The sequence below is a fragment of the Mesorhizobium sp. M0045 genome, assembly GCF_040323385.1.
Classification (GTDB): Bacteria; Pseudomonadota; Alphaproteobacteria; order Rhizobiales; family Rhizobiaceae; genus Mesorhizobium.
The window spans coordinates 37,164-55,774 of the sequence record NZ_JAMYUY010000013.1; the positions used below are offsets into that span (position 1 = coordinate 37,164).

The following is an 18,611-nucleotide window of genomic DNA, read 5'->3' on the forward strand; positions in this document are numbered from 1 at the left end:
GAGCAGCACCGAGTGCCAGTTTCAAGAAGTGCAAAATGGCCCATAAATGGGCCGACCAGAGTGAATGCTCTCGTATCCGGGTCTATTCCGAGCAGCGCGGACTTGGTCAGCATTCGGACAGCCTAGCGGGTCCTTCCCAACATAGTCATGGGCACCGGCCTGCTACTCACGGAGCACCCCCTCCTCCTGGCAGCAGTCTCGAAAGCCTGACGGACCTCTTCCGGAGTCACACGGTCCTGAATGTGGGGGGGCAATCGAATCGCCCTCCAAGGCTGACAGGCAGAGGGTCACCGCCTTATGCCAGCGAGGCCCTCGCCGGGTCCACATGTTGAGCTGCTCAAGGGCTTCCTTCGCATTGTTGCAGCCATGCCTGATACCGGTTTCAGTCTTCACGAACACCGGAGGGACGAACCAGATGGGCGCCATGATACCTCCTACTCAGGGGAGAGATACACGTTGGCCTCCTTGGCAGCCGCCTCAAAGGCTTCACGGACCTCATGGGGGGAGGCTCTGCCCTCGAACGCATCCACGCAGGATTGGACCGCCTTGGTCCACTTGGGGCCGTTTGTGTCCCACGCCATGAGTTCCTCGGCGGCTCCCTCGACGTGGCTGACCCCATTGCGAATGCCCGGACGTTTCGTCTTCACGTAGACCGGTGGAGAGAACCAGAGAGGACCCATAAGGGGGAACTTAGAGCGGCAAGAGCCCGCCGACCAACCCCGATTTAGCCGCAGCTAAGGGAACGATGTAGGCCCCCGCGGGTTAGAGCTTGCAGCGGTCGATTCTTCGTGGATGTGCAGCCGCTGTGGGGGGTCCGTCGCCTCTCCCTCACCGGCGGCGGGCTCCTTTCGCGAAGGCGGTTTTGGTCAGAGACACCTAGAACCTTACCGCATCCAATTTAGCTAAGTTGTCATTGGGGGGAGTAATGTCCCCTCCTCTTTTGCAGCAGCCACGAACGCCTTGCGAGCCTCCTCAGGTTCCATCTCGTCGAAAATCACGGCCATGCAAACACGCACCGCGAGGTCCCACCAAGGGCCACGCTTGGTCCACTTCATCAGCTCCTCGCCGGCTGCCTCGGCGTTGTTGTTGCGGATGATCCCGCGACGCTCGGTCTTGACGGGGACCGGAGGGTTGAACCAGTGGAGAGCCATGCGGTCACTCTTTGTCGACCTTATGAAGTTCCTCCAGCAAATAGCTTTGCTCAGCCGGCAGTTCCCGTTCTACAGGCAGATTTAGCAGGTTGCGAAGGTAATTGCGGATTACCTCTAACTTGAAAATGGCGCAGGACGGCGCGCTTTCGTTGCGATGCCACAGTGACTGAAGTTGCCTGACAGCTACTCGCGACCGTCGAAAGCCACGCAGAGGCCCATGGCAGTTGCTGCCTCGACGATCGCCTCGGTCAGTTCTTCATCGGAGGCCACCAAATAAGGCGCAGTCTCCCGCGCATCGCGTAGTGCCGCTTTTATCGAGACCGTGTTGCCACGGTCCGCCCTGTTGAGGAGTACAGTGATTGCTTGCTCTAGAAGCGGACCGACCCTTCGCGCGACGCTCATCCAGCCCTCCCCAGGGACACGCCGAAGGGTACTCTACTCCCTACCTGAGCGGCATCAAGGCCATGTACGAATTGTACAAATTGGTACGGCGCTGGGCCGCGACAGTCAGGAATGTTTGTAGAATTTCTGTGGTGGGGATCGGACACCGGCTCGCGAAGACCCTCATGCTCCTCCACGATCCTATTGACGCGCCTCGAGCCGCCTTTCTCCCACAATCCCAGGTCGGTCTCTCCTGACGTACACCGCAGGCGAGAACCAATGGGTTGCCATGAGGCTATTCGCGAAGATCGAACCCGACGAACAGGCCAAAGGCTGGGGCAACATTGACAATAAACTCCACCAGCTCGCAGTCAGTTTCCGCCAGATGTGGCCCGTCTCGGCGCACCGCTGCGATAGTCTCTTTGACGGAGATGATTGGCCGCGACGGGCTTGTAGGATCAGCTCGTGAACAAGGTGTTTGGCAGTCACTTTGTCGGGTCGGCAGTTCGTCCAAACGTTCATACAAGGCCTCCCACCTCAGCGAGAACCCAAGGGAACATTCATGATCCTCTGTCGGGAAAAATCAAGAAGAAATGTTTGGCGGAATTTCTGAGCGGGAACCAGAGGTACGGAGCGAGCCTCTGTACTCTTCCGCTTTGGCGCTCAGCCAGCCGGCTAGGGACCTTCTTCCGTCGGCCCCTGTTTGGCCCGATCAATAGCCGCAAGTAATGACTGTAGGGTTGGCGGCAGTTCTGGTTCGATCTCCAGATTTAAGAACGTTTGTACGTGATGACGATAGCCTTCGGAACGGATCAGTTTCCGAAACGCTTCGGATACAGACTGATGGTCTGCTTTGTTGCTCGTTGTCATGTTCGGGAAGTCCGTCCCAATGAGCCGCAACTCGCCCGCAACGAATGGGTTCCATCAGGAGGTCGGAATATTTGGCTGAATTTTCTGAGCGGGAGATCGGATAACTGGCTCGCGCGAAGACCCCCGTGCCCCCTTCGTTTGCCGCAGCATTAATCCTCGCTCGTTGAACTGAAGATTCCTGTCGATCTAGCTTCGGGTTGCACTCGTGAATGTTGGAATGCTCGTGCCCAATGTTGCTCACGCTATGACGCCAACAGGCCGGCTCTTGCGGCAGGGTGCCGCAAGTTCGCGACGAATGAAACGCTGGCCCAGTTCAACCCGCGCGACGTCCTTCAAAGCTGGGGGATCGATCTTCACCAAGCGGTCTGCGGCCTCGACTGCAGTTCGTATCCTGCTGCACAGCGCGAGATTTTCCGCCAGCATTTCTTCAGTGCGTTGAAGCGCGAGCTCGGTCCGGTGGATGCGCTGCCTCGCATTGGCGACTTCCGACGTCAAAATATCGGCCGCCATCCCGTGGCCGTGGGGTTCCATAGTGTCCATGGGTTTCTAATACATGGGGGGCGATATCGTTCCCTGATGTCGGGCGAAACGGGGGGGCCGCAGAAAAGCGCGATGCGCCGAATGACCAATGCATCCCCTGTCAAAACAGCGCCAGAAACGGGCGAACGGCTCCGGCCGCTCTACATCCCACGGCAGAGGCGATCACCGTCTAGAGGGCCAGCGATCTGTTCAGGCACGACTACAACGTAAGCGAAGACACACTCGAGAGGCTGCTGATCAAGCACCGTCTTCACAACCAGACAATGCCCGGTGCTCCGTGGAGAATAAGCGCTCCCGGTTTGGTTATGGCGCTCGCCGGCGATGATGACGCGGTTGAGGCAGGACGATCGCGAGCACCCGGACGTAACTCGGTATTTCAAGCGGCTCGGCATCCCGCGACCCTGACCTGTTATCAAAAGTTATGGTCGCGGCGACTGTCCTAAGTAGATGTCGCGGCCCGACAGAGCCCCACACGAGAGCGAACCGTTGCTGCCTTGCGCATCGCCCTCGAGGCCGCCGGCGTCGAGTTCATCCCGGAGAACGGCAGCCGCGCCGGCGTGAGGCTCCGCAAACCTTAGGCCGTAGACTCGTTACTGCGCAGCCACACACCTGCTTTTCGCCATCGGACGACGCGGTTGCAACAGGTGGTGCGCGGGCCATAGCGCTGAGGCAGGTCGCGCCATGGAGCACCGGAGCGCAGCACCCAGAAGATGCCGTTCAGCACGCGCCGATCATCAACACGCGGCACACCTCTTGGCTTGTTGGGTAGACGCTTTATTCCATTGCGGACCATTGTCCAAAAGCGCTGTTAACCAAATTTTCTCACCCGCCAATGCTTATTCGCGCGACTGAAGGGGTGAGGTGATCGATGTGTGATTCAAACATAAGCGCGTTTCCGCTGCATCGGCGGCGGAAGTTGGTCGAAGGGATCGCCCGGGTCCTGGAATCTAAGAACGGGGAGGACGCGAACGCCTTCTGGCGCAACACCGCCAAGGCAATTCTCGTTCAACTGTCCGAATCAGGAATTTCACCCGGGGTAGCCGAACAGGAAGTTGGAACGCTTCTTCATGCTGTCTTGGGCGATATCGCCACCCGCAGTGCTGCGAAACTTGCACAATAGCATCGGCTCACGACGAAGGATTGCCGCATAGAGACGCCCCGGGGCTCCGCAAGCGTAGCACCACTGCATCCGTCAAATGCAAGGTTTCTCAGTGCGGATGAAAAGATCACCGCGTTCGTCGAAATCATGCGCGCGAAAGTGCTCTCGGGCGAGATACGGTTCCGCCTCGCCTGTCCGGCGGTCATCGACCAAATCGAGGTAGGCGATGCGGAAACCCGCATTCATGGAAGGCCGACGGACCTTTTCCACGAGCTGAACCCGCGAAACCAATGAGCCGCCGTTGAGTTCCACACTGCCCTTTATGCGACTTTGGACGAACAAATAGTGAACAGAGCCACAACAGCTTCGGTACACTCCATCCTATGCCACGCTGACCAAGCGACGCGCTACAACCGCGGTTCGACGCCAGATTCTTCGCAAGCTCAGCTGATATTCTATTTATAGAAGGAGCGAAACTTATCGTGGCTCCGCAAGGCCTCAGGCCGGTAGGGTCCGGACCCAGCGCATTGCGGAACCTGCGTGAGCTGGAAGCGCTCTTCTACGGTAGGATGGACGGGAGCCTCGGAATTGATTTCCCGAATCTTTGTCTTCCATCCAAGGCCGCCTGTGAATCGGCGCAGCCAGCGGGGAATGCGAGCTTCCAACACATCCTTCATGCCCGCAACCTCGCAGTGCTGTAGGGCGTCGGCCCGGGGGAAGAGGTGGAGGGGCGTCCCGTTTTCAGACGTCTGCGGCAGACGTTTGCCGTCGACAATCACTGGTCCGATCTTAAGACCGTCGGGCACTTCCAGTGCCTCTTCGATCATCCATTGCAAGGCAATGTCAGAAAGTCGCGATTCATTTTCCGGGTAGCTGCCTCCGATATCAGAGTGATTACCGGCGAACCATAGCTGTTTGAAAGTACGGACCCCGTCTCGCTCTTCCGGCATTTCCCTTGTTGGACCCCAACCCACCCGAGCGAAGTCCTCTCTCGTTTCATCAACGGCATTCGCGGACCGCGCATATCCTACAAATCGGCTGAGCAGGCGGTCGAAATTCTCACCTTTCCACTCGGCGAAGTGAGAAGACTTATCGCCGGGATGGGGGAAGTCGCGGATGACTTTTCTGATCGATCTGCGCTGTTGCCAAGTGATCAGGACGCTGCCGGCAACCGCTGCCAACGCGACCAATGCCAGCACCGAGGACCAAAAGACGAAGCCCAAAATGGCAAGAATTCCTGCCACAACAAGCGCAGGGACCAACGCAAGTGTCCCTGCGAGCAGAGCAGCGCCGAAAGCCAAGAAAATCTTGATGCCGATCGCAAGCGGACCTTTGGCGCCAAGAGCCGCTACAGTGTCAAACACGCCTATGAAATATGGTGATGCGTTTGAGCGGTGAGTCTCGCCGGATTCATGATCGGCGCCATATTGGGCGCGAAACCTGCGTGCAAGTTCCAGCCTTTCGTCCTCAAACTTCGCGCGCGGGTGCCCTGCCCCGTGCTCCAGCACTTTGTGAACTGCATTGCTGGCGATATCGCGGACCGCCTTCCTGAAGCGGGGTAACGGCTGATCGCTGTCGCGGCTCGGTATCCCGCAAAGCATCAGCAGGCTGGCCACGCTCCGCACCGTGTAGGCTCCCCTGCTGAAGCCGAGCAAGAAAATCCTGTCGCCAGGTTCATAGTTATTGATCAGGAATTCGTAGCAATCGACGATGTTGGTCGTTATCCCGCGGCCGGACACGGAAGCCAACGTCTTTTGCACCCAGCGCAGTACACTCGTGAAGCCGGTCGCCGTCGTTTCGGTCCCTAGACCAGCATCGTAGAAGGCTATCTGTTCGTGAGGATCGATGGATGTCTCTGGGCTCACTCGGCAAACATGATACATCTTGTAGATGTTGCTCAGGCGCTGCTCGACCCTAACACCGCCTTCCTGGCCAGTACCGTCGGAAAAAATGACGATGTTTTTTGTCATGAGCCACCCCTCTCGAACGACAATATATCCTTATAGCCCCTCCGGTGTTTTCCTAGAGTCGGCGTGATCCACAACAATCATCTCGGTCGAGGTCGTGTCGGGACCATGACGTCAACTGCGACAGAAGCGTCTCGATTCGCGGTCTGGTCGGCCGGCAATTCAGCTCGGCGTTTGCATAGTTCGGATTCGCGCCGATGACACCTCAGCCTTGCCAAGGGGCTGTCGTAAGGGGCTTGGCGAGCGACACCAATAGGCCTACATTACAGACACGAAGGAGCGGCCATGCAGAATCTGAAAACCCGGTACGCGACGGTAACTCGTGCTGCCAAAGAGGCCATCAAGCAGCGGAAGGAGGAGCCACGTTCTCGTGAAGAGCAGCGTGTTTTCGATGCTTTCCGCAAGCAGGCAAAAGCCGCCTATAGCACGCTGAAGCCGACTGCAGAAAACCGGCATCCTACTGGTCGGCCCTCTCGCTAAGGAGCCAAGAAGGCTTAGTTTGCGGGTCGGCTGCAATGCCCACGTGTTCCGCATAAACCCATCGATGCGAGTAAGCGTCATCAGAGCGTCCATCAAGAGTGTGTTCGGTCTTCTGATCGGCCGTTAGGGCAAGGAAGATCGCGTCCGCGTTTCTGGGCAACTCAAGACGCCGAACACCGTTTGCTTCGTCTTTCCAAAGCGCCACAGAGCTAGATTGGGGGAAGGCCTTTGACGCGTTCTGGCGTTCGATGAGTCCCAACGATGTGAACGTCAGCACCGAGGATCCGGGATCTTCAGCAAGCACAGTGGCGTAACGGGCCGGCCATCGGCCCTCGAGCTGAGGGCCATCCATCAGCAGGGCTACAACTAAATTTGGGCCGACGGATCTAAGCACAGCCTGGCAGGGATCCACTCTGGCCAAGTCTTCACAGATTAGAGTCGTGAGCGATGTCCCTCCTCTATAGACGAATAGGTCTAGGCTGCGGCCAAGAATATTCAGGTGTTCCCACCAATTACGTGTCACCGACAAGGCGCTGTCGATACCGTAGGCTTTGATTTGAGGCTCCGTAATTTTCCAACGATGATGCTTTTCGCGGATTAGAAACGCCTGTTCCAAGCCAGGTCCAGTGATCTCTTCCGATGGCTCGAAAAGAAAGAACGGAGCAATTGCGACGAAATTCCCGCCCCGACCATCACGGTCGCTGCTTAGCCCCGAAATTAAGAAATCAACTTTCTCCTCCGCTAAGGCTCTCGCGAGTTGCCGAAAAAGCGGAAAATCGAGAGACAGTTCAGGCAGTATGACACCATCAATTTGCTTGTCCGCGGCTCGTGCCCTCTGAATAAGATTCCGAACGAAATCGACAAACACCCGGCGCCGCTCGGTTTCAGATTGCTTTGGGCAGCCAGGTCTGATCGACGTCAAACCAACCCCACTTACCTTCGTGGTCACCAATACCCACAAACGCTTCGGGGACTATCTGATAGGGGAAAGGAATGAGGAGCAGGCCCAAGCCATGAAGTCGCCTTTCTGACGTGCCAAAGGGCGACGTGACCCACCGTGCTCGCACGGCCCCTTGCCCCGGCAAAAGAGCGAGGTGATGGCTCAAAGATCGCATGGTACAGCCGACGGATGGCGTGCGCGATTTCGGCTGCACACAAAGGACACTGGGGTCCGCCGTCGAGACAGTCGCCGGCGCGCGCTGAATTCGACGGAACTCTCTTCCGCTGATGACATCGCCCTCGGTGAAGGCGTCGGCGATCGGCTGATAGAATACGTTCTGCGGATCGAAGCCGAGATCTCTGCTGGCCTCATCCGCGATCATAAGCAACTCCAGCATCGTCCACCACCATCCAGGTATGTCGCCAAGTGGCGAAAGCGCCTGAAAAACCGGTTCCCTTGAGATCGGTCCAAGCTGCCGCCAGAGCTCATGCACATGTTGCGGAACTTTTGGAAGCGAACCGGGAGACACAGAACTTTGGCGCCAAGCTCGCCCGATCGAAACGGCACGCGCTCGAAGGTTCGCGTCGACAACTATCTGTCTTTCTGGTCCCTGATCACCCGTATCCGGCACGACATGGTGATACGCACCGCTCGCCTCAAGCACGAAAGCTGCAAAAGCAAAGATATCCGCCGGCAGCACCGGAGACTCAGAAAAGGAGGAGAGTTCGCGAGACGCGTCCGGAAAGAGCAGCCTAAACGTCTCGCGAATCGTCAGCATTCTAAGCCTCTCTCAAATTCATTAGCGATTCGCTTCGCTCGATGCGCCGCCCGCTGAGCGAAAACCACTTCTTCTGCAATGCCAATTTGCTTGCAAGGGGTGTCTTCACTAGGGTCAGGACCCATTAATTTGTTGAGTTGATCTCTGTTGGGTGATTCAAGGTGGCAGGAGGTGCCGCCTTGAGTGATTTGCTGATGTTGACGCCGGAGCAGATGCGCCGGATCGAGCCCTATTTTCCTTTGTCGCATGGTGTGCCGCGTGTAGATGACCGCCGGGTGCTGAGCGGCATCCTGTTCGTGATCCGCAATGGTCTTCGCTGGCGAGATGTCCCTTCCGACTACGGTCCGCACAAGACCATCTACAACCGCTTCATCCGCTGGAGTCGGCTGGGTGTGTTCAACCGCATCCTGGCGGAACTGGCCGCGCAGGGCGGCGAAACGGACAATCTGATGATCGATGCCACCCATCTCAAAGCGCATCGCACTGCCGCCAGCCTCCTTAAAAAGGGGCTCTATCCCGATGTATCGGACGCAGCCGAGGCGGACTGACCACCAAGCTGCAAGTGGTCTGTGACGGCAAGGGACGTCCGCGGCTGCTGCATCTGAGCGAAGGGCAGGCCAATGATCACAAGACTGCTGCGGCAGTGATCGAGGATTTGCCCGCCGCCAAATCCCTGCTCGCCGATCGGGCCTACAGTTCAGCGGCCTTCCGCCAGGCGCTCGTCGAGCGCGGTATCACGCCATGCATCCCACCCCATGCCAAGCATCGTGTTCAGCACAGCTACGATCCTGTCCTATACCGACAACGCCACAGGATCGAGAACATGTTCGCACGCCTCAAAGACTGGCGACGCATCCACACCAGATACGACCGATGTGCTCACACCTTCCTGTCGGCGATCGCCTTCGCTGCAGCCTTCATCTTCTGGATCAATGAGTCCTGACCCTAGCAGAGTGTTTCGCATGGGATCCCATCCTTGTCGCGATCGAGTTTTCCGCCCCATGAGCAGTTTTGCAGGTACCAGTTGGCTTCGTCGCAGGAACCGATCTGCTTGCACGTTCTCCGTGGCTCGCAAGAATAGCCGCTCTGCGCGACCAGCTTACGGCTGATGATGCCCAGAGGGCGACTCGACGGCGCCGCGCCGTCGGCGTGCGCAGCGCGCCATTCCCAGGGTGCCTGAAACGTCCCGGCCCACAGGCCGATCTTTGAGGCTTGGGCTTGCGCCTGCTGCCCCGCATAGGCGCCCTGGCTGTAGTGAGGCCAATCCAGCGCCTGGCCGTGCTCGACCATCCAGGCGGCCACGCCCGCGCCGTCGGCGCGCCGACAATCGCCGACAAAGCGGTGGTAGCGGTCCCACGTTACGAATGTGCATTCGAGCGGCCTCGACGCGGCCAGGAAAGTGTCCAGCGCTTCGGCCGATCGCCGGCCGCAAGGATACTCGGCGCCATTCGCATCGCGGCACAGCTGCCGGCTCTCTGGCGCGTCGATGCCGTTGAAGCGGACGCGCTGGCCGTGGATTTCGATCGTATCGCCGTCAATGACGGAAGCGACACCGATAAGCGAGGCGGGCGCCGCCCTTCGTGGGCCGGCCTTTGATGCATCGTCGCTACGTTGCGCGTCCGACGGCGCCAGAAAGGCGGCCACTGCCGCCGCTGCCGTAAGACCGAGCATTGCCGGCACGCTCGCAAGTTGGCGCCGCCACAGCTTGGCACCGCTGGGTCTCTGCCACCGATTGGATCGATATTTGCGGTATGGCCTGCTCATCCGCTACGCCGACCAGCCCGGCCATGCGCTGTCGACCATGGGCAGGCCGGCGCAATAGTAATCGTCAATGAACCGCCCGGTGGACCGGTCGCGGCAGCGCCAGATAACGCTGTAGTTCTGGCCATAGAATTGGTCCCACGCGACGCCATAGGTTTGTGGTGGCGGTGGCCGGTAATATGTTCCGCCTCCATAGCCGTTGTTGGCAGCGACACCCACAGCTGCGCCGCCGACAGCCGCGATCGCTATGCCTGTCGCGACAGCATTGTCGGTTTGCACAAGCCTGGTGCACTTCTCTGCTGTTGCGCGCCTGCGCACTAGAAGGGCCGCTACCCGACTACGATACTGTTCGTCCGTGCTGCTGGCGAGAACGTGACATAGCGCAACGGTATTCATTGCCGTGAGATCGCTGTCCGACACGACAGTGCTCGTAGAGCAGCCGCTGACGCACAGGGCTGCACTTACGATGAGTGCTCCAATTTTCATGTGAATTCCCCCAAACAAATATTGGGGCGAGTCCGACCTAGAAGTCCAGAGTTTTGTTTTTCACATTGCTACGATTCACAGCATGCTGCGGCTAGCTGGCATCCACTGCAACCAACTCTTCCGCCGGTCGTTGACTGATGCTGGGTTGATCTCAGCCACTCCAGAACTTGCCCGCTGGCTCAAAACCGGCGGGCTTTTTTTCCGCGACGCCGGAAGGCTCTATCTCGCCGCATGTTGTGGTACATCGGCACGCCGTCATCGGGCCGTGCCGTTGACCAAGGTGGTCCCTCCGCCATGGTCGGCCGGCGCAGCCTTGACCGTCCGCGCGGGCCATCCCAATCAAGCCCGCTGGCTTCGGTCGGCGGCTTTTTATTTGATCCCCGGCGCCGTCGGCTTGGATCTAGATCCTCGCCAGTGCCGGATTTGAAGGTAAGCTGCGGCGGTATGATCGCACTTCGCGCGGGACGGACCATTGGTGTGCAGCAAGAGCGCCGAGTTCATTCGGCCAAGATTCTGCACTAGGCCGAGGTAGGTGAAGGCAGATAGCTATCCGGTAATCGCTGAGATATTGGAGATAATGTTCCCCCATGGAGGTGTGTACCAGCATTATAAGTTTTCCAAACTTCATGTACGAACGCCGTGGACGAGCTGCTGTGTGCGCTTGCCGTAAATCGCTTCCGCGAGTTCACAGTCGGAGGTTGGCTAGGACCCTAACGCGAGAGCTTCAACGGCCCCCTTCGCGATGAACTCCTCAACGAGACGCGGTTCACGTCCCTGGCCCAGGCCCGCGCGAGGCTCAATGTATGGCGCGCCGATTACAACGGCGCGCGTCCGCACTCGCACATCGGATGGCAGACACCCAACGAATGTGCATCGACCTTCAACCCGCGACGGTCGCTCGCGCTGCGCAACGTGAAACGCTCCGCGCCAGCACCCGTCGCGTCCACTGGCCATCAGGGCAAATCCACCCGCGGAAACGAACTCAAGACTGGATAAAATTTGGGGGAAACGTCAGGGCGGCCATAACTTTGCAGTCTTCAGACGCGAGGCGGCCTACAACAGCGCTGCCCATCATGCTTGTGGCCCGCGACCCACACGGCTTTTCCCTTCAGATCGTACATTATGCTTCCTTCATGATTACCGATGTCTGCATGACCTTGAGGTCTTCCCGCACCATTTCCGCGGCGAGCTCGCGCACGGATGTCTCATGCACCCAGCCGAGCTTCTCCTTCGCCTTGGTGGCATCGCCCAGGAGAAGATCGACTTCCGTGGGGCGGAAGTAGCGTGGGTCTACCTGGACTAGGCATCTGCCGGTCTCGACATCATAGCCCTTTTCGTCGACTCCCTCACCACGCCATTCGAGCTCGACGCCGACATCTTTGAAAACCCATTCGACGAATTGGCGGACAGGGGTCGTCTTGCCCGTCGCCAGCACGTAATCATCCGGTTGATCCTGCTGCATCATCATCCACATACCACGCACGTACTCACGCGCATGGCCCCAATCGCGTTGAGCATCGAGATTGCCGAGATAAAGCTTGTCCTGCTTGCCGAGGTAGATAGCAGCGGCGGCGCGGGTGATCTTGCGCGTCACAAAAGTTTCGCCGCGCAGTGGGCTTTCATGATTGAAGAGAATGCCGTTGGAAGCATGGATACCATAGGCCTCGCGATAGTTGACTACGATCCAGTAGGCGTAGAGCTTGGCGGCGGCGTAAGGGCTGCGCGGGTAAAAGGGCGTTGTTTCGTTCTGCGGTACGGATTGCACGAGGCCGTAGAGCTCTGAAGTCGAGGCCTGATAGAAGCGGGTCTTGTCCTTCAGACCGAGAAGGCGGATCGCCTCAAGAAGTCGCAATGTTCCGATACCGTCGGCGTTTGCTGTGTATTCCGGCGTTTCGAACGACACCTGGACATGGCTCTGAGCGGCCAAGTTGTAAATCTCGTCTGGCTGGGATTCCTGAACTACTCGGATGAGATTAGTCGCATCAGTGAGGTCACCGTAATGCAAAATTAGGCGCGGATCGGGATCGTGCGGGTCTTGGTAGATGTCTTCGATGCGACCCGTGTTGAAGGAAGAGGAACGTCGCTTAATCCCATGAACGACGTAGCCTTTTTCCAGCAGAAGACGCGTGAGATAGGCACCATCCTGTCCCGTTATGCCCGTAACCAGAGCAACTTTCCTGTTCTCGCCCATTTTCTTCCTGCTCTATGGTAGTTGAAGTTTCGAATCTGGCTCGCCACACCAGCGGCCCGCCTCATACCCTATGGTAGGATTTCGCAGATGCGGCGCGGAGCTCGTCATTGACAGTGTCAGCCAGCGAGCACACCTGCTCCTGCTTCGAGGCATAGCAAAACAGAGTCTCGCCGCTAACCTGCCTAAGTCGCACATGCGGCCTGAGTGCCGAACTCAGCTCACGGGGTGAGCGACATAGATTTCAATCACGTCGCACCCGATTTGCTCATCAATCAGCGAGTTAGGACGCCCTTCTGGGATTCTACATCCGTTCTGAAGCACGCACAGTCGGTTGCCCAGCCGCTCCGCTTCTTCCACGAAGTGGGTGGCCAGTGGAATCGTATTGCCCTGCGCCAACAGGGCACGTAGCAGTTCCAGATAAAATGGCGAGCATGTGGGTCCAACCCACACTAGAACTCCACCATCCCTCTTTTGCGCTGACCAAGTAATCTTTGCCTGCTTCAACGTCTTCTAATGGAAATTGTTTTGATCAGTGAAATCGATTGTTTGGATGAGGTGCATCCATAAAATGGATTGTTTGACAGGGCAGCGCGGCACCATCGGCGGCACAAAGTCGTGGGCGCGAGGTTTCGCTCCGCGCGAAGACAAAGTTCGTGGCAGTCGGGGGCTTGGGCGAACCGCACATCTGAGACGGCGGCGAAAAGCCGGGTAGGGCATTACGTATTGACCTCCAAGGAATTTCGGGCGCGCTAGGCCGAAAACGGTGGCTGGGCTTCAACGATGGGCGGGACGAGGCGACCATCAAACTGTGATTCATACTGTAGGCGATCGCAGTGCGGCGAATTTGAACGGCCGCCTTTGCCAGCCCTCGCCATCGCATCCGGCTACAGGTGCCGAAGATCTTCTCGATCCGAGTACAAATTCTGTGGATCGGTTGGTTCCAGGCGTCGAGCTTTCGGCCTCGTCGCGCCCCCACATAGCGGTTGCGACGATGCGCGGCCTTCCACCCTTGGCGCGCACCGCGTCGCCGAGATGATTGCCTCGGTAGGCGCTGTCGGCAAACACTTCGCCGGGATTGTCGGGCAGAGCATCAGGAACGGCGTTGCCGTCCTCGGTGTGGGCGCCGTGACGGCGATCTCCTCGACAAGGGCCGTATCGGCGTAGGCACCGAAATGGGCTTTGAAGCAATGAAACGCTGGTCGGCGCTTGTACTTGACCCAATGGCCCTCTTCATCATCTTCGCTGGCCGAGGCGATGATCGCCGCATCGACAGGCGTGCCGATCTTCACCTGGAGCGCTGAACTGGCGGGTGATCTTGGCGAACAACAGGGTCATGAACCTCAAGGGCCTGTCGAAAACGGACGAGAGCGGGTTCGCACAGGTGTCCGCTCTGACACCGAGAACCCGCAGAACCGTCGGAACGATCCTCCACATGGCTGCAGACGCCAAAATTCCTCTCCCGGCCATCGTCGCACAGCATCGCGTGCCAGTCGCTCAGTCCAGCCGGCTCGAAAGCTATCCGGCAGGAGTTGCGCCATGTTGGCGCACTTGAAAGCGTCAGAGGGCGCCGTGTCGCATCTTTCGATGGGACCGGACGCCATGATGGCCATAAATGACGTGGATGGCCTGCGCCTGACATTCGACGGCTGGCGGGTCCTGCACATCCGTCCTTCATGAAACGCCCGCAAATGACATGTTACGTTGAGGCAGTTAAGAATTGGACTTGAAAAAGGGACTTTGTGGACTGCCTCGACCGGCTGTTTCGCTTAGCAAAGCGCGGCCCCACGTCAGCAGAGGCTCATGGTCAAGGAACGCCTTAGTATCCATCACATGGATGGGCCACATTCACGCAATCAATTTTACACATGTCGCCGGGCGCATTAGAGAACGCTGAATTTAAACCGGAAGCGAGTGTACCCGGCGTCAAGATTTGCGAGCGTCACAGAGATAAGGATAGGCAGTGCTGAGGAGCTCTTCTGCCCCACGCGCAGCCTCTACCAAATCGCCCGGCGTAACGGTCGACTAGTATCGATTAAGAGATCCCAAGTCAGATGCAACCTCGTCTCTGAAACGAGACTTCCGAAAATGCAGGTCAGTGGATTGGTAAAGCGCAGGTTCGTCGTCTCTCAGAGGCGTACGGGGTTCGGTGATTGTCTGTGGTCGCTGGCGGCCGCTTGGCGCTACGCTCAGCGGTCGGGACGAACGCTAGCCGTCGACTGGCGCGGGTCCTGCTATCTCGACCAACCCTTCACAAATGCCTTTCCGGTGTTCTTCCAACCGATCAATGACATCGCTGGCGTACCGGCTATTTGCGACGACCGGATCAACGACTTTTCCTTCCCGGGTCCATTCTTCCCGGAGTGGTGGAATAGGCCAGCGATCGACTGCCTTTACCGCCCAGATGAGCAGATTTTCCAAGAGCGCGACGAGTTGGGCGAGCTCTTTCAGGCCGAACACGATGTCGAAGCGAACACAGTAGTGTGTGACGCTTGCTTGATGTGGCGCTGCGATGAGGATGCCGAGCGGCAGGTCTTCCAGAGTGTCAAGCCTCGGTCTGAAATTCAAACACGCATAGATGCCATTTACCAAGAATGTTTTGAGGGGCACAGCATCATCGGGGTTCATGTTCGACATGGTAACGGTGAAGACATCATGGACCATGCGCCCTACTGGGCCGATCCGGAGTTCGCCCTTCGACAAGTGTGCACTGCGGTTGATAAGGCTAAAGCGTTGCCGCACCCCAAGCCTGTGCGGCTGTTCTTGTGCACGGACAGCGCGCAAATCCTGGATCATCTGTCGGCCAAGTTTCCCGATCTTCTCACCGTCCCCAAGCATTTCCGATCCGATCAAGACGGCCCCTTACACACTGCAGCACTTGGGATGGACGGCGCAATTTCCGCCCTCGTTGAGATGTATCTTCTCGGGCGCTGCGATACTGTAGTTCGGTTTCCTCCGACGAGCGCCTTTACACGATATGCACGCCTTTTCGTACCGCGGGTAATTGAGTTCGATCTGAAGGACCCAAGTCGTTTGATTTTGATAGAAGGCAGCCAAAGAGTCTCTCATCTTGATTAAGACCCCTACCTGGGCAATTCGGCAAATGGAACGAACAGGCATAGAGACATCGACCGCAATCCACGAGAGGCGGGCCATGGCATACGCTAAATGTCCCGCAGCTGCTCAGCTTGATCCGCAGGCTTGAGGATCCGGACACACTGCAGCAGTTCTTGGCTCCATTCGGGACTGTTGCCGACGTCGATGAAACCAACGGCCTTAGGGCACGAATACAGAATGACGAGATCATTCATCTGCGGCCGTCCGGCAACGCGCCAGAACTTCGCTGTTACTCGGAGCGCCGCAAGACCATCCTAGAGCGACGGCGGTCGTGACGCTGACGCTAAGGGCGCGGGCAATGACGTCCAGAGACGAAATCGAGGTTGTTTAATGAAAGTGGTTCCCGTCATCATCAGCGGTGGAGCCGGATCGCGGCTATGGCCCGCTTCGAGGCAATCGCACCCCAAACCTTTCCTTAAAGTAGCAGATGGACATTCTCTCATTCAGCACACTGTGCTGCGCGTCGGTTCGATAAAGGGCGTAGTGGAACTCGTCGCCGTGACATCTGGGGAACACCTCTTCCTTACCAAGGACGAGTTCGACGAACTAGATTCCGTGGTCCTGCCACGCACCTTTTTGCTCGAGCCTGAAGGCCGGGATACGGCCGCAGCCGTTGCGGCAGCCGCCATCCATGCCAAGGCAACGCAAGGCCCTGACGCGATTCTATGCGTCTTCCCAGCCGATCACATGGTTGGCAACCTGCCTGCATTTTTAGACGTCATGTGCCGGGCCATCGAACATGCGAAGCTCGGGCGGATCGCCACATTGGGCATCACCCCAACCAGACCGGACACGGCATTCGGCTATATCGAAGCGGATGGTGAGAAAGTCGTCCGTTTCGTTGAAAAACCGGATCTGGACACAGCCAAAGCCTATGTCGCGTCCAAGCGCTTCTTCTGGAACGCCGGCATTTTCTGCTTTAGCGCACAAACCATGCTCGACGAGATGGCATCGCATTGCCCCGCGGTGATCCAGGCCGCCTCCGACAGCTACGAGAACGGGCGCTTCAGTCAAGGCGAAGGCTTTGCCAAAATCGAACTCGCGCCTGAGCATTTCGGCTCCGCCCCGCGAATCTCGCTCGACCACGCTGTCATGGAGAAGACGAACAAACTTGCCGTGGTTGCCTGCGACATGGATTGGAACGACATCGGATCCTGGAACGCAATGGCCGATTTGATCGCCCCCGACGAAAGCGGGAACAGGATACGCGGCGATGTGCATATGGTCGACACGACCGGCAGCTATGTGAGCTCCGACAAGCGCGTCATCGGCACGGTCGGTGTCAGCGATCTGGTGATCGTCGATTCCCCGGACGCTTTGCTTGTCGCATCCCGCGACCGCGTTCAGGACGTCAAGAAGCTGTTCGAGGGCCTCAAGGCTTCAGGACATGAAGCTCACCTGGTCCATAGCACGGTACACCGGCCGTGGGGTACCTACACGGTTCTTGAGGAAGGCGAGCGCTTCAAGATCAAACGCATCGAGGTGAAGCCCGGTCGGCGGCTGAGCCTGCAGATGCACTATCATCGTTCGGAGCACTGGGTCGTGGTCAGCGGCTCCGCGAAAATCGTCAATGGCGAGCAGGAGTTGTTCCTGGCGACAAACCAATCAGCCTACATCCCCTGCGGCCATAAGCATCGGCTGGAGAACCCAGGCAGAATTGACCTGGTGATCATTGAAGTGCAGAGCGGCGATTATCTCGGCGAGGATGATATCGTTCGCTTCGACGACGTATATGGTCGAACGTAGATTTCACCCGCATGACGAGAACGGTCAACGTGTCGCTGACTAATTACCACTAGGAAGGCCGTCTGCCCACTCAGGACCGGATGCTTGTGGAATCGGGAATTGACCAAGGCAGCGGCGAATGACCGCAATCGGCATCAGGGTGGGACAAATCAACCGGAAAAGACCGGAGAGCATAGTAACGCAACACAGTCCCACTGTCGAATAGCCTTTGATGTTTCTGACTTTCCAAGCACCCTCAGGGCCCACCAAAATTATATCAATGGCTTATGGCCGACTTCGCTCTGAAGTGGGCCAAATCGACCTCGCTATCCCCGCAGCACTCAGTTCGATTGTTTTCTCATGAAAACGAGCAAGGACCGGGGGAGGGCGATCTTGTGCTGGCTTCTATGTCCAATCTTGCTCCTGTTCGTCGTCAGGTTGTGTGCAGCCACATAGCGCGGCTATCGCGAGGCTGGAAGGCCTCCGATCGATAGGTGCGGCGAACGGCGGCAACGAGGTGCGAATAGGATGGCTGAGCGTATGATCGAGAATACCGCAGTTGCGGTCTAGCGCGAAATGCAGCGTCTGTGACTCATCGGTCATTGCAGCGGGAAATCATGACCCTAAGCCGCCCTTCATCAGCCCACCAGCGCCCAGAAGAAGGCGAAGATCCGTCACAATGCCTACCTGTACCAAGGCTTCAAGCAGTTCACCGCGAATGTGAAGACCGCCAGCCATTGCTTCTTCATTTTCGGCCATTCGCTCGCTACGAATGACGACCACATCCTTAACCGCATAGCGCGTGGCAAGTTTCTGGCATCTATGGTGAACCAGCATCCGCGGATAACCAGCGGATCATGAACCACGCGAACGAGCTAGCGGTGCAGCGCAACGAAAAACCGCCGCTTGATGTCGTCTTTTATGATGCTGCTACAGTTCATATCTGGGGTTTAGGCTTAGAAGCGGAATGACTGCCAACCAGGTCATCGAGCCGGAAACTACCGGCCGGTCGGCCCAAAAATGACATTCAGTTGCCTCCAGCCTTTCGAAACGAGCCACTTCACGATCTCGCGATTGCCAGCTAGCGGCTTGTTGCTCGAGCTGCGCGATCCTAGTCTGTGGTCGCTA

The 18,611-nt window shown here is 57.9% G+C and carries 21 protein-coding genes and 3 pseudogenes; 9 read left to right on the top strand and 15 right to left on the bottom strand.

The window, feature by feature from the left end:
• Positions 1-434: 434 nt before the first annotated feature.
• From NKJ72_RS20225 to NKJ72_RS20255, 6 genes and pseudogenes are all read right to left on the bottom strand, one after another.
• Positions 435-680 (bottom strand): DUF982 domain-containing protein, encoded by a 246-nt coding sequence (locus NKJ72_RS20225; protein WP_352479083.1) that lies wholly within the window; start codon positions 678-680, stop codon positions 435-437.
• Between the two features lie 222 nt (positions 681-902).
• Positions 903-1,151, bottom strand: coding sequence for a DUF982 domain-containing protein (locus tag NKJ72_RS20230; RefSeq protein WP_352479084.1), 249 nt, complete (start codon positions 1,149-1,151; stop codon positions 903-905).
• Between the two features lie 183 nt (positions 1,152-1,334).
• Positions 1,335-1,553 carry a hypothetical protein gene (locus tag NKJ72_RS20235; protein ID WP_352479085.1) on the bottom strand — a complete coding sequence of 73 codons (219 nt, stop codon included), beginning with the start codon at positions 1,551-1,553 and terminating at the stop codon, positions 1,335-1,337.
• Between the two features lie 654 nt (positions 1,554-2,207).
• The gene (locus tag NKJ72_RS20240) at positions 2,208-2,402 is read right to left on the bottom strand and encodes a hypothetical protein (protein WP_352479086.1); all 195 of its coding nucleotides are present in this window, start codon (positions 2,400-2,402) and stop codon (positions 2,208-2,210) included.
• 237 nt (positions 2,403-2,639) lie between these two features.
• Positions 2,640-2,912, bottom strand: coding sequence for a hypothetical protein (locus NKJ72_RS20245; protein ID WP_352479087.1), 273 nt, complete (start codon positions 2,910-2,912; stop codon positions 2,640-2,642).
• 625 nt (positions 2,913-3,537) lie between these two features.
• Positions 3,538-3,735: pseudogene (locus NKJ72_RS20255) on the bottom strand (transposase); the annotation flags it as partial.
• 75 nt (positions 3,736-3,810) lie between these two features.
• Between NKJ72_RS20255 and NKJ72_RS20260 the strand changes: the two are divergent.
• Positions 3,811-4,062 (top strand): DUF6074 family protein, encoded by a 252-nt coding sequence (locus NKJ72_RS20260; protein ID WP_352479088.1) that lies wholly within the window; start codon positions 3,811-3,813, stop codon positions 4,060-4,062.
• Between the two features lie 72 nt (positions 4,063-4,134).
• On the opposite strand, the gene NKJ72_RS20265 is transcribed toward NKJ72_RS20260, so the two are convergent.
• On the bottom strand, positions 4,135-4,353 hold the full coding sequence (locus NKJ72_RS20265) for a hypothetical protein (protein WP_352479089.1): 219 nt from the start codon (positions 4,351-4,353) through the stop codon (positions 4,135-4,137).
• A 143-nt stretch (positions 4,354-4,496) separates the two neighbouring features.
• Entirely contained in the window at positions 4,497-6,011 is a 1,515-nt protein-coding gene (locus NKJ72_RS20270) for a T6SS phospholipase effector Tle1-like catalytic domain-containing protein (protein ID WP_352479090.1), read from the bottom strand.
• A gap of 282 nt (positions 6,012-6,293) precedes the next feature.
• On the opposite strand from NKJ72_RS20270, the gene NKJ72_RS20275 reads away from it, so the two are divergent.
• The gene (locus NKJ72_RS20275; protein WP_352479091.1) at positions 6,294-6,488 is read left to right on the top strand and encodes a hypothetical protein; all 195 of its coding nucleotides are present in this window, start codon (positions 6,294-6,296) and stop codon (positions 6,486-6,488) included.
• On the opposite strand, the gene NKJ72_RS20280 is transcribed toward NKJ72_RS20275, so the two are convergent.
• Both NKJ72_RS20280 and NKJ72_RS20285 read right to left on the bottom strand, forming a co-directional pair.
• Complete coding sequence (locus NKJ72_RS20280; protein WP_352479092.1) at positions 6,466-7,356, bottom strand: hypothetical protein; 891 nt, start codon at positions 7,354-7,356, stop codon at positions 6,466-6,468. The genes NKJ72_RS20275 and NKJ72_RS20280 overlap by 23 nt on opposite strands.
• Positions 7,357-7,372: 16 nt before the next feature.
• The gene (locus NKJ72_RS20285) at positions 7,373-8,206 is read right to left on the bottom strand and encodes a hypothetical protein (RefSeq protein WP_352479093.1); all 834 of its coding nucleotides are present in this window, start codon (positions 8,204-8,206) and stop codon (positions 7,373-7,375) included.
• A 179-nt stretch (positions 8,207-8,385) separates the two neighbouring features.
• On the opposite strand from NKJ72_RS20285, the gene NKJ72_RS20290 reads away from it, so the two are divergent.
• A protein-coding gene (locus tag NKJ72_RS20290; protein ID WP_156937481.1) for an IS5 family transposase occupies positions 8,386-9,149 on the top strand; the annotation gives its coding sequence in 2 pieces (ribosomal slippage) (positions 8,386-8,725 and positions 8,725-9,149; 765 coding nt in all).
• 2 nt (positions 9,150-9,151) lie between these two features.
• Here the strand turns inward: NKJ72_RS20290 and NKJ72_RS20295 are convergent.
• Both NKJ72_RS20295 and NKJ72_RS20300 read right to left on the bottom strand, forming a co-directional pair.
• Positions 9,152-9,850 (bottom strand): thermonuclease family protein, encoded by a 699-nt coding sequence (locus NKJ72_RS20295; protein WP_352479094.1) that lies wholly within the window; start codon positions 9,848-9,850, stop codon positions 9,152-9,154.
• Between the two features lie 123 nt (positions 9,851-9,973).
• Entirely contained in the window at positions 9,974-10,246 is a 273-nt protein-coding gene (locus NKJ72_RS20300) for a hypothetical protein (RefSeq protein WP_352479095.1), read from the bottom strand.
• A 924-nt stretch (positions 10,247-11,170) separates the two neighbouring features.
• Here NKJ72_RS20300 and NKJ72_RS20305 point away from each other — a divergent pair.
• Positions 11,171-11,449 (top strand): annotated as a pseudogene (locus NKJ72_RS20305) (integrase core domain-containing protein); the annotation flags it as partial.
• Positions 11,450-11,573: 124 nt separating this feature from the next.
• Here the strand turns inward: NKJ72_RS20305 and gmd are convergent.
• The 3 genes and pseudogenes from gmd to NKJ72_RS20320 all read right to left on the bottom strand — a co-directional run bounded on the left by gmd (position 11,574) and on the right by NKJ72_RS20320 (position 13,933).
• Positions 11,574-12,644: a GDP-mannose 4,6-dehydratase gene (gene gmd / locus NKJ72_RS20310; protein WP_352479096.1), complete on the bottom strand. Its 1,071-nt coding sequence runs from the start codon at positions 12,642-12,644 to the stop codon at positions 11,574-11,576.
• Between the two features lie 130 nt (positions 12,645-12,774).
• Positions 12,775-13,090: pseudogene (locus tag NKJ72_RS20315) on the bottom strand (nodulation factor ABC transporter ATP-binding protein NodI); the annotation flags it as partial.
• Positions 13,091-13,528: 438 nt separating this feature from the next.
• A complete protein-coding gene (locus tag NKJ72_RS20320; RefSeq protein WP_352479097.1) occupies positions 13,529-13,933 on the bottom strand; it encodes a hypothetical protein in 405 nt (134 codons plus the stop codon).
• Positions 13,934-14,180: 247 nt separating this feature from the next.
• Between NKJ72_RS20320 and NKJ72_RS20325 the strand changes: the two genes are divergently transcribed.
• From NKJ72_RS20325 to NKJ72_RS20345, 5 genes are all read left to right on the top strand, one after another.
• Positions 14,181-14,321: a hypothetical protein gene (locus NKJ72_RS20325; RefSeq protein WP_352479098.1), complete on the top strand. Its 141-nt coding sequence runs from the start codon at positions 14,181-14,183 to the stop codon at positions 14,319-14,321.
• Positions 14,322-14,729: 408 nt separating this feature from the next.
• Positions 14,730-15,719, top strand: a complete 990-nt coding sequence (locus tag NKJ72_RS20330; protein ID WP_352479099.1) for a nodulation protein NodZ — start codon at positions 14,730-14,732, stop codon at positions 15,717-15,719.
• 152 nt (positions 15,720-15,871) lie between these two features.
• On the top strand, positions 15,872-16,033 hold the full coding sequence (locus NKJ72_RS20335; protein ID WP_352479197.1) for a hypothetical protein: 162 nt from the start codon (positions 15,872-15,874) through the stop codon (positions 16,031-16,033).
• Between the two features lie 55 nt (positions 16,034-16,088).
• Complete coding sequence (locus NKJ72_RS20340) at positions 16,089-17,504, top strand: mannose-1-phosphate guanylyltransferase/mannose-6-phosphate isomerase (protein WP_352479100.1); 1,416 nt, start codon at positions 16,089-16,091, stop codon at positions 17,502-17,504.
• Positions 17,505-18,170: 666 nt separating this feature from the next.
• Positions 18,171-18,344, top strand: coding sequence for a hypothetical protein (locus tag NKJ72_RS20345; RefSeq protein WP_352479198.1), 174 nt, complete (start codon positions 18,171-18,173; stop codon positions 18,342-18,344).
• Positions 18,345-18,611: the final 267 nt, after the last annotated feature.

Coding starts and splice junctions, on each gene's coding strand:
- NKJ72_RS20230 (WP_352479084.1), bottom strand. CDS start 1,151: ATGGCTCTCCACTGGTTCAACCCTCCGGTCCCCGTCAAGACCGAGCGT.
- NKJ72_RS20225 (WP_352479083.1), bottom strand. CDS start 680: ATGGGTCCTCTCTGGTTCTCTCCACCGGTCTACGTGAAGACGAAACGT.
- NKJ72_RS20285 (WP_352479093.1), bottom strand. CDS start 8,206: ATGCTGACGATTCGCGAGACGTTTAGGCTGCTCTTTCCGGACGCGTCT.
- NKJ72_RS20325 (WP_352479098.1), top strand. CDS start 14,181: ATGTTGGCGCACTTGAAAGCGTCAGAGGGCGCCGTGTCGCATCTTTCG.
- NKJ72_RS20245 (WP_352479087.1), bottom strand. CDS start 2,912: ATGGCGGCCGATATTTTGACGTCGGAAGTCGCCAATGCGAGGCAGCGC.
- NKJ72_RS20270 (WP_352479090.1), bottom strand. CDS start 6,011: ATGACAAAAAACATCGTCATTTTTTCCGACGGTACTGGCCAGGAAGGC.
- NKJ72_RS20240 (WP_352479086.1), bottom strand. CDS start 2,402: ATGACAACGAGCAACAAAGCAGACCATCAGTCTGTATCCGAAGCGTTT.
- NKJ72_RS20340 (WP_352479100.1), top strand. CDS start 16,089: ATGAAAGTGGTTCCCGTCATCATCAGCGGTGGAGCCGGATCGCGGCTA.
- NKJ72_RS20260 (WP_352479088.1), top strand. CDS start 3,811: ATGTGTGATTCAAACATAAGCGCGTTTCCGCTGCATCGGCGGCGGAAG.
- NKJ72_RS20275 (WP_352479091.1), top strand. CDS start 6,294: ATGCAGAATCTGAAAACCCGGTACGCGACGGTAACTCGTGCTGCCAAA.
- gmd (WP_352479096.1), bottom strand. CDS start 12,644: ATGGGCGAGAACAGGAAAGTTGCTCTGGTTACGGGCATAACGGGACAG.
- NKJ72_RS20235 (WP_352479085.1), bottom strand. CDS start 1,553: ATGAGCGTCGCGCGAAGGGTCGGTCCGCTTCTAGAGCAAGCAATCACT.
- NKJ72_RS20330 (WP_352479099.1), top strand. CDS start 14,730: ATGCAGGTCAGTGGATTGGTAAAGCGCAGGTTCGTCGTCTCTCAGAGG.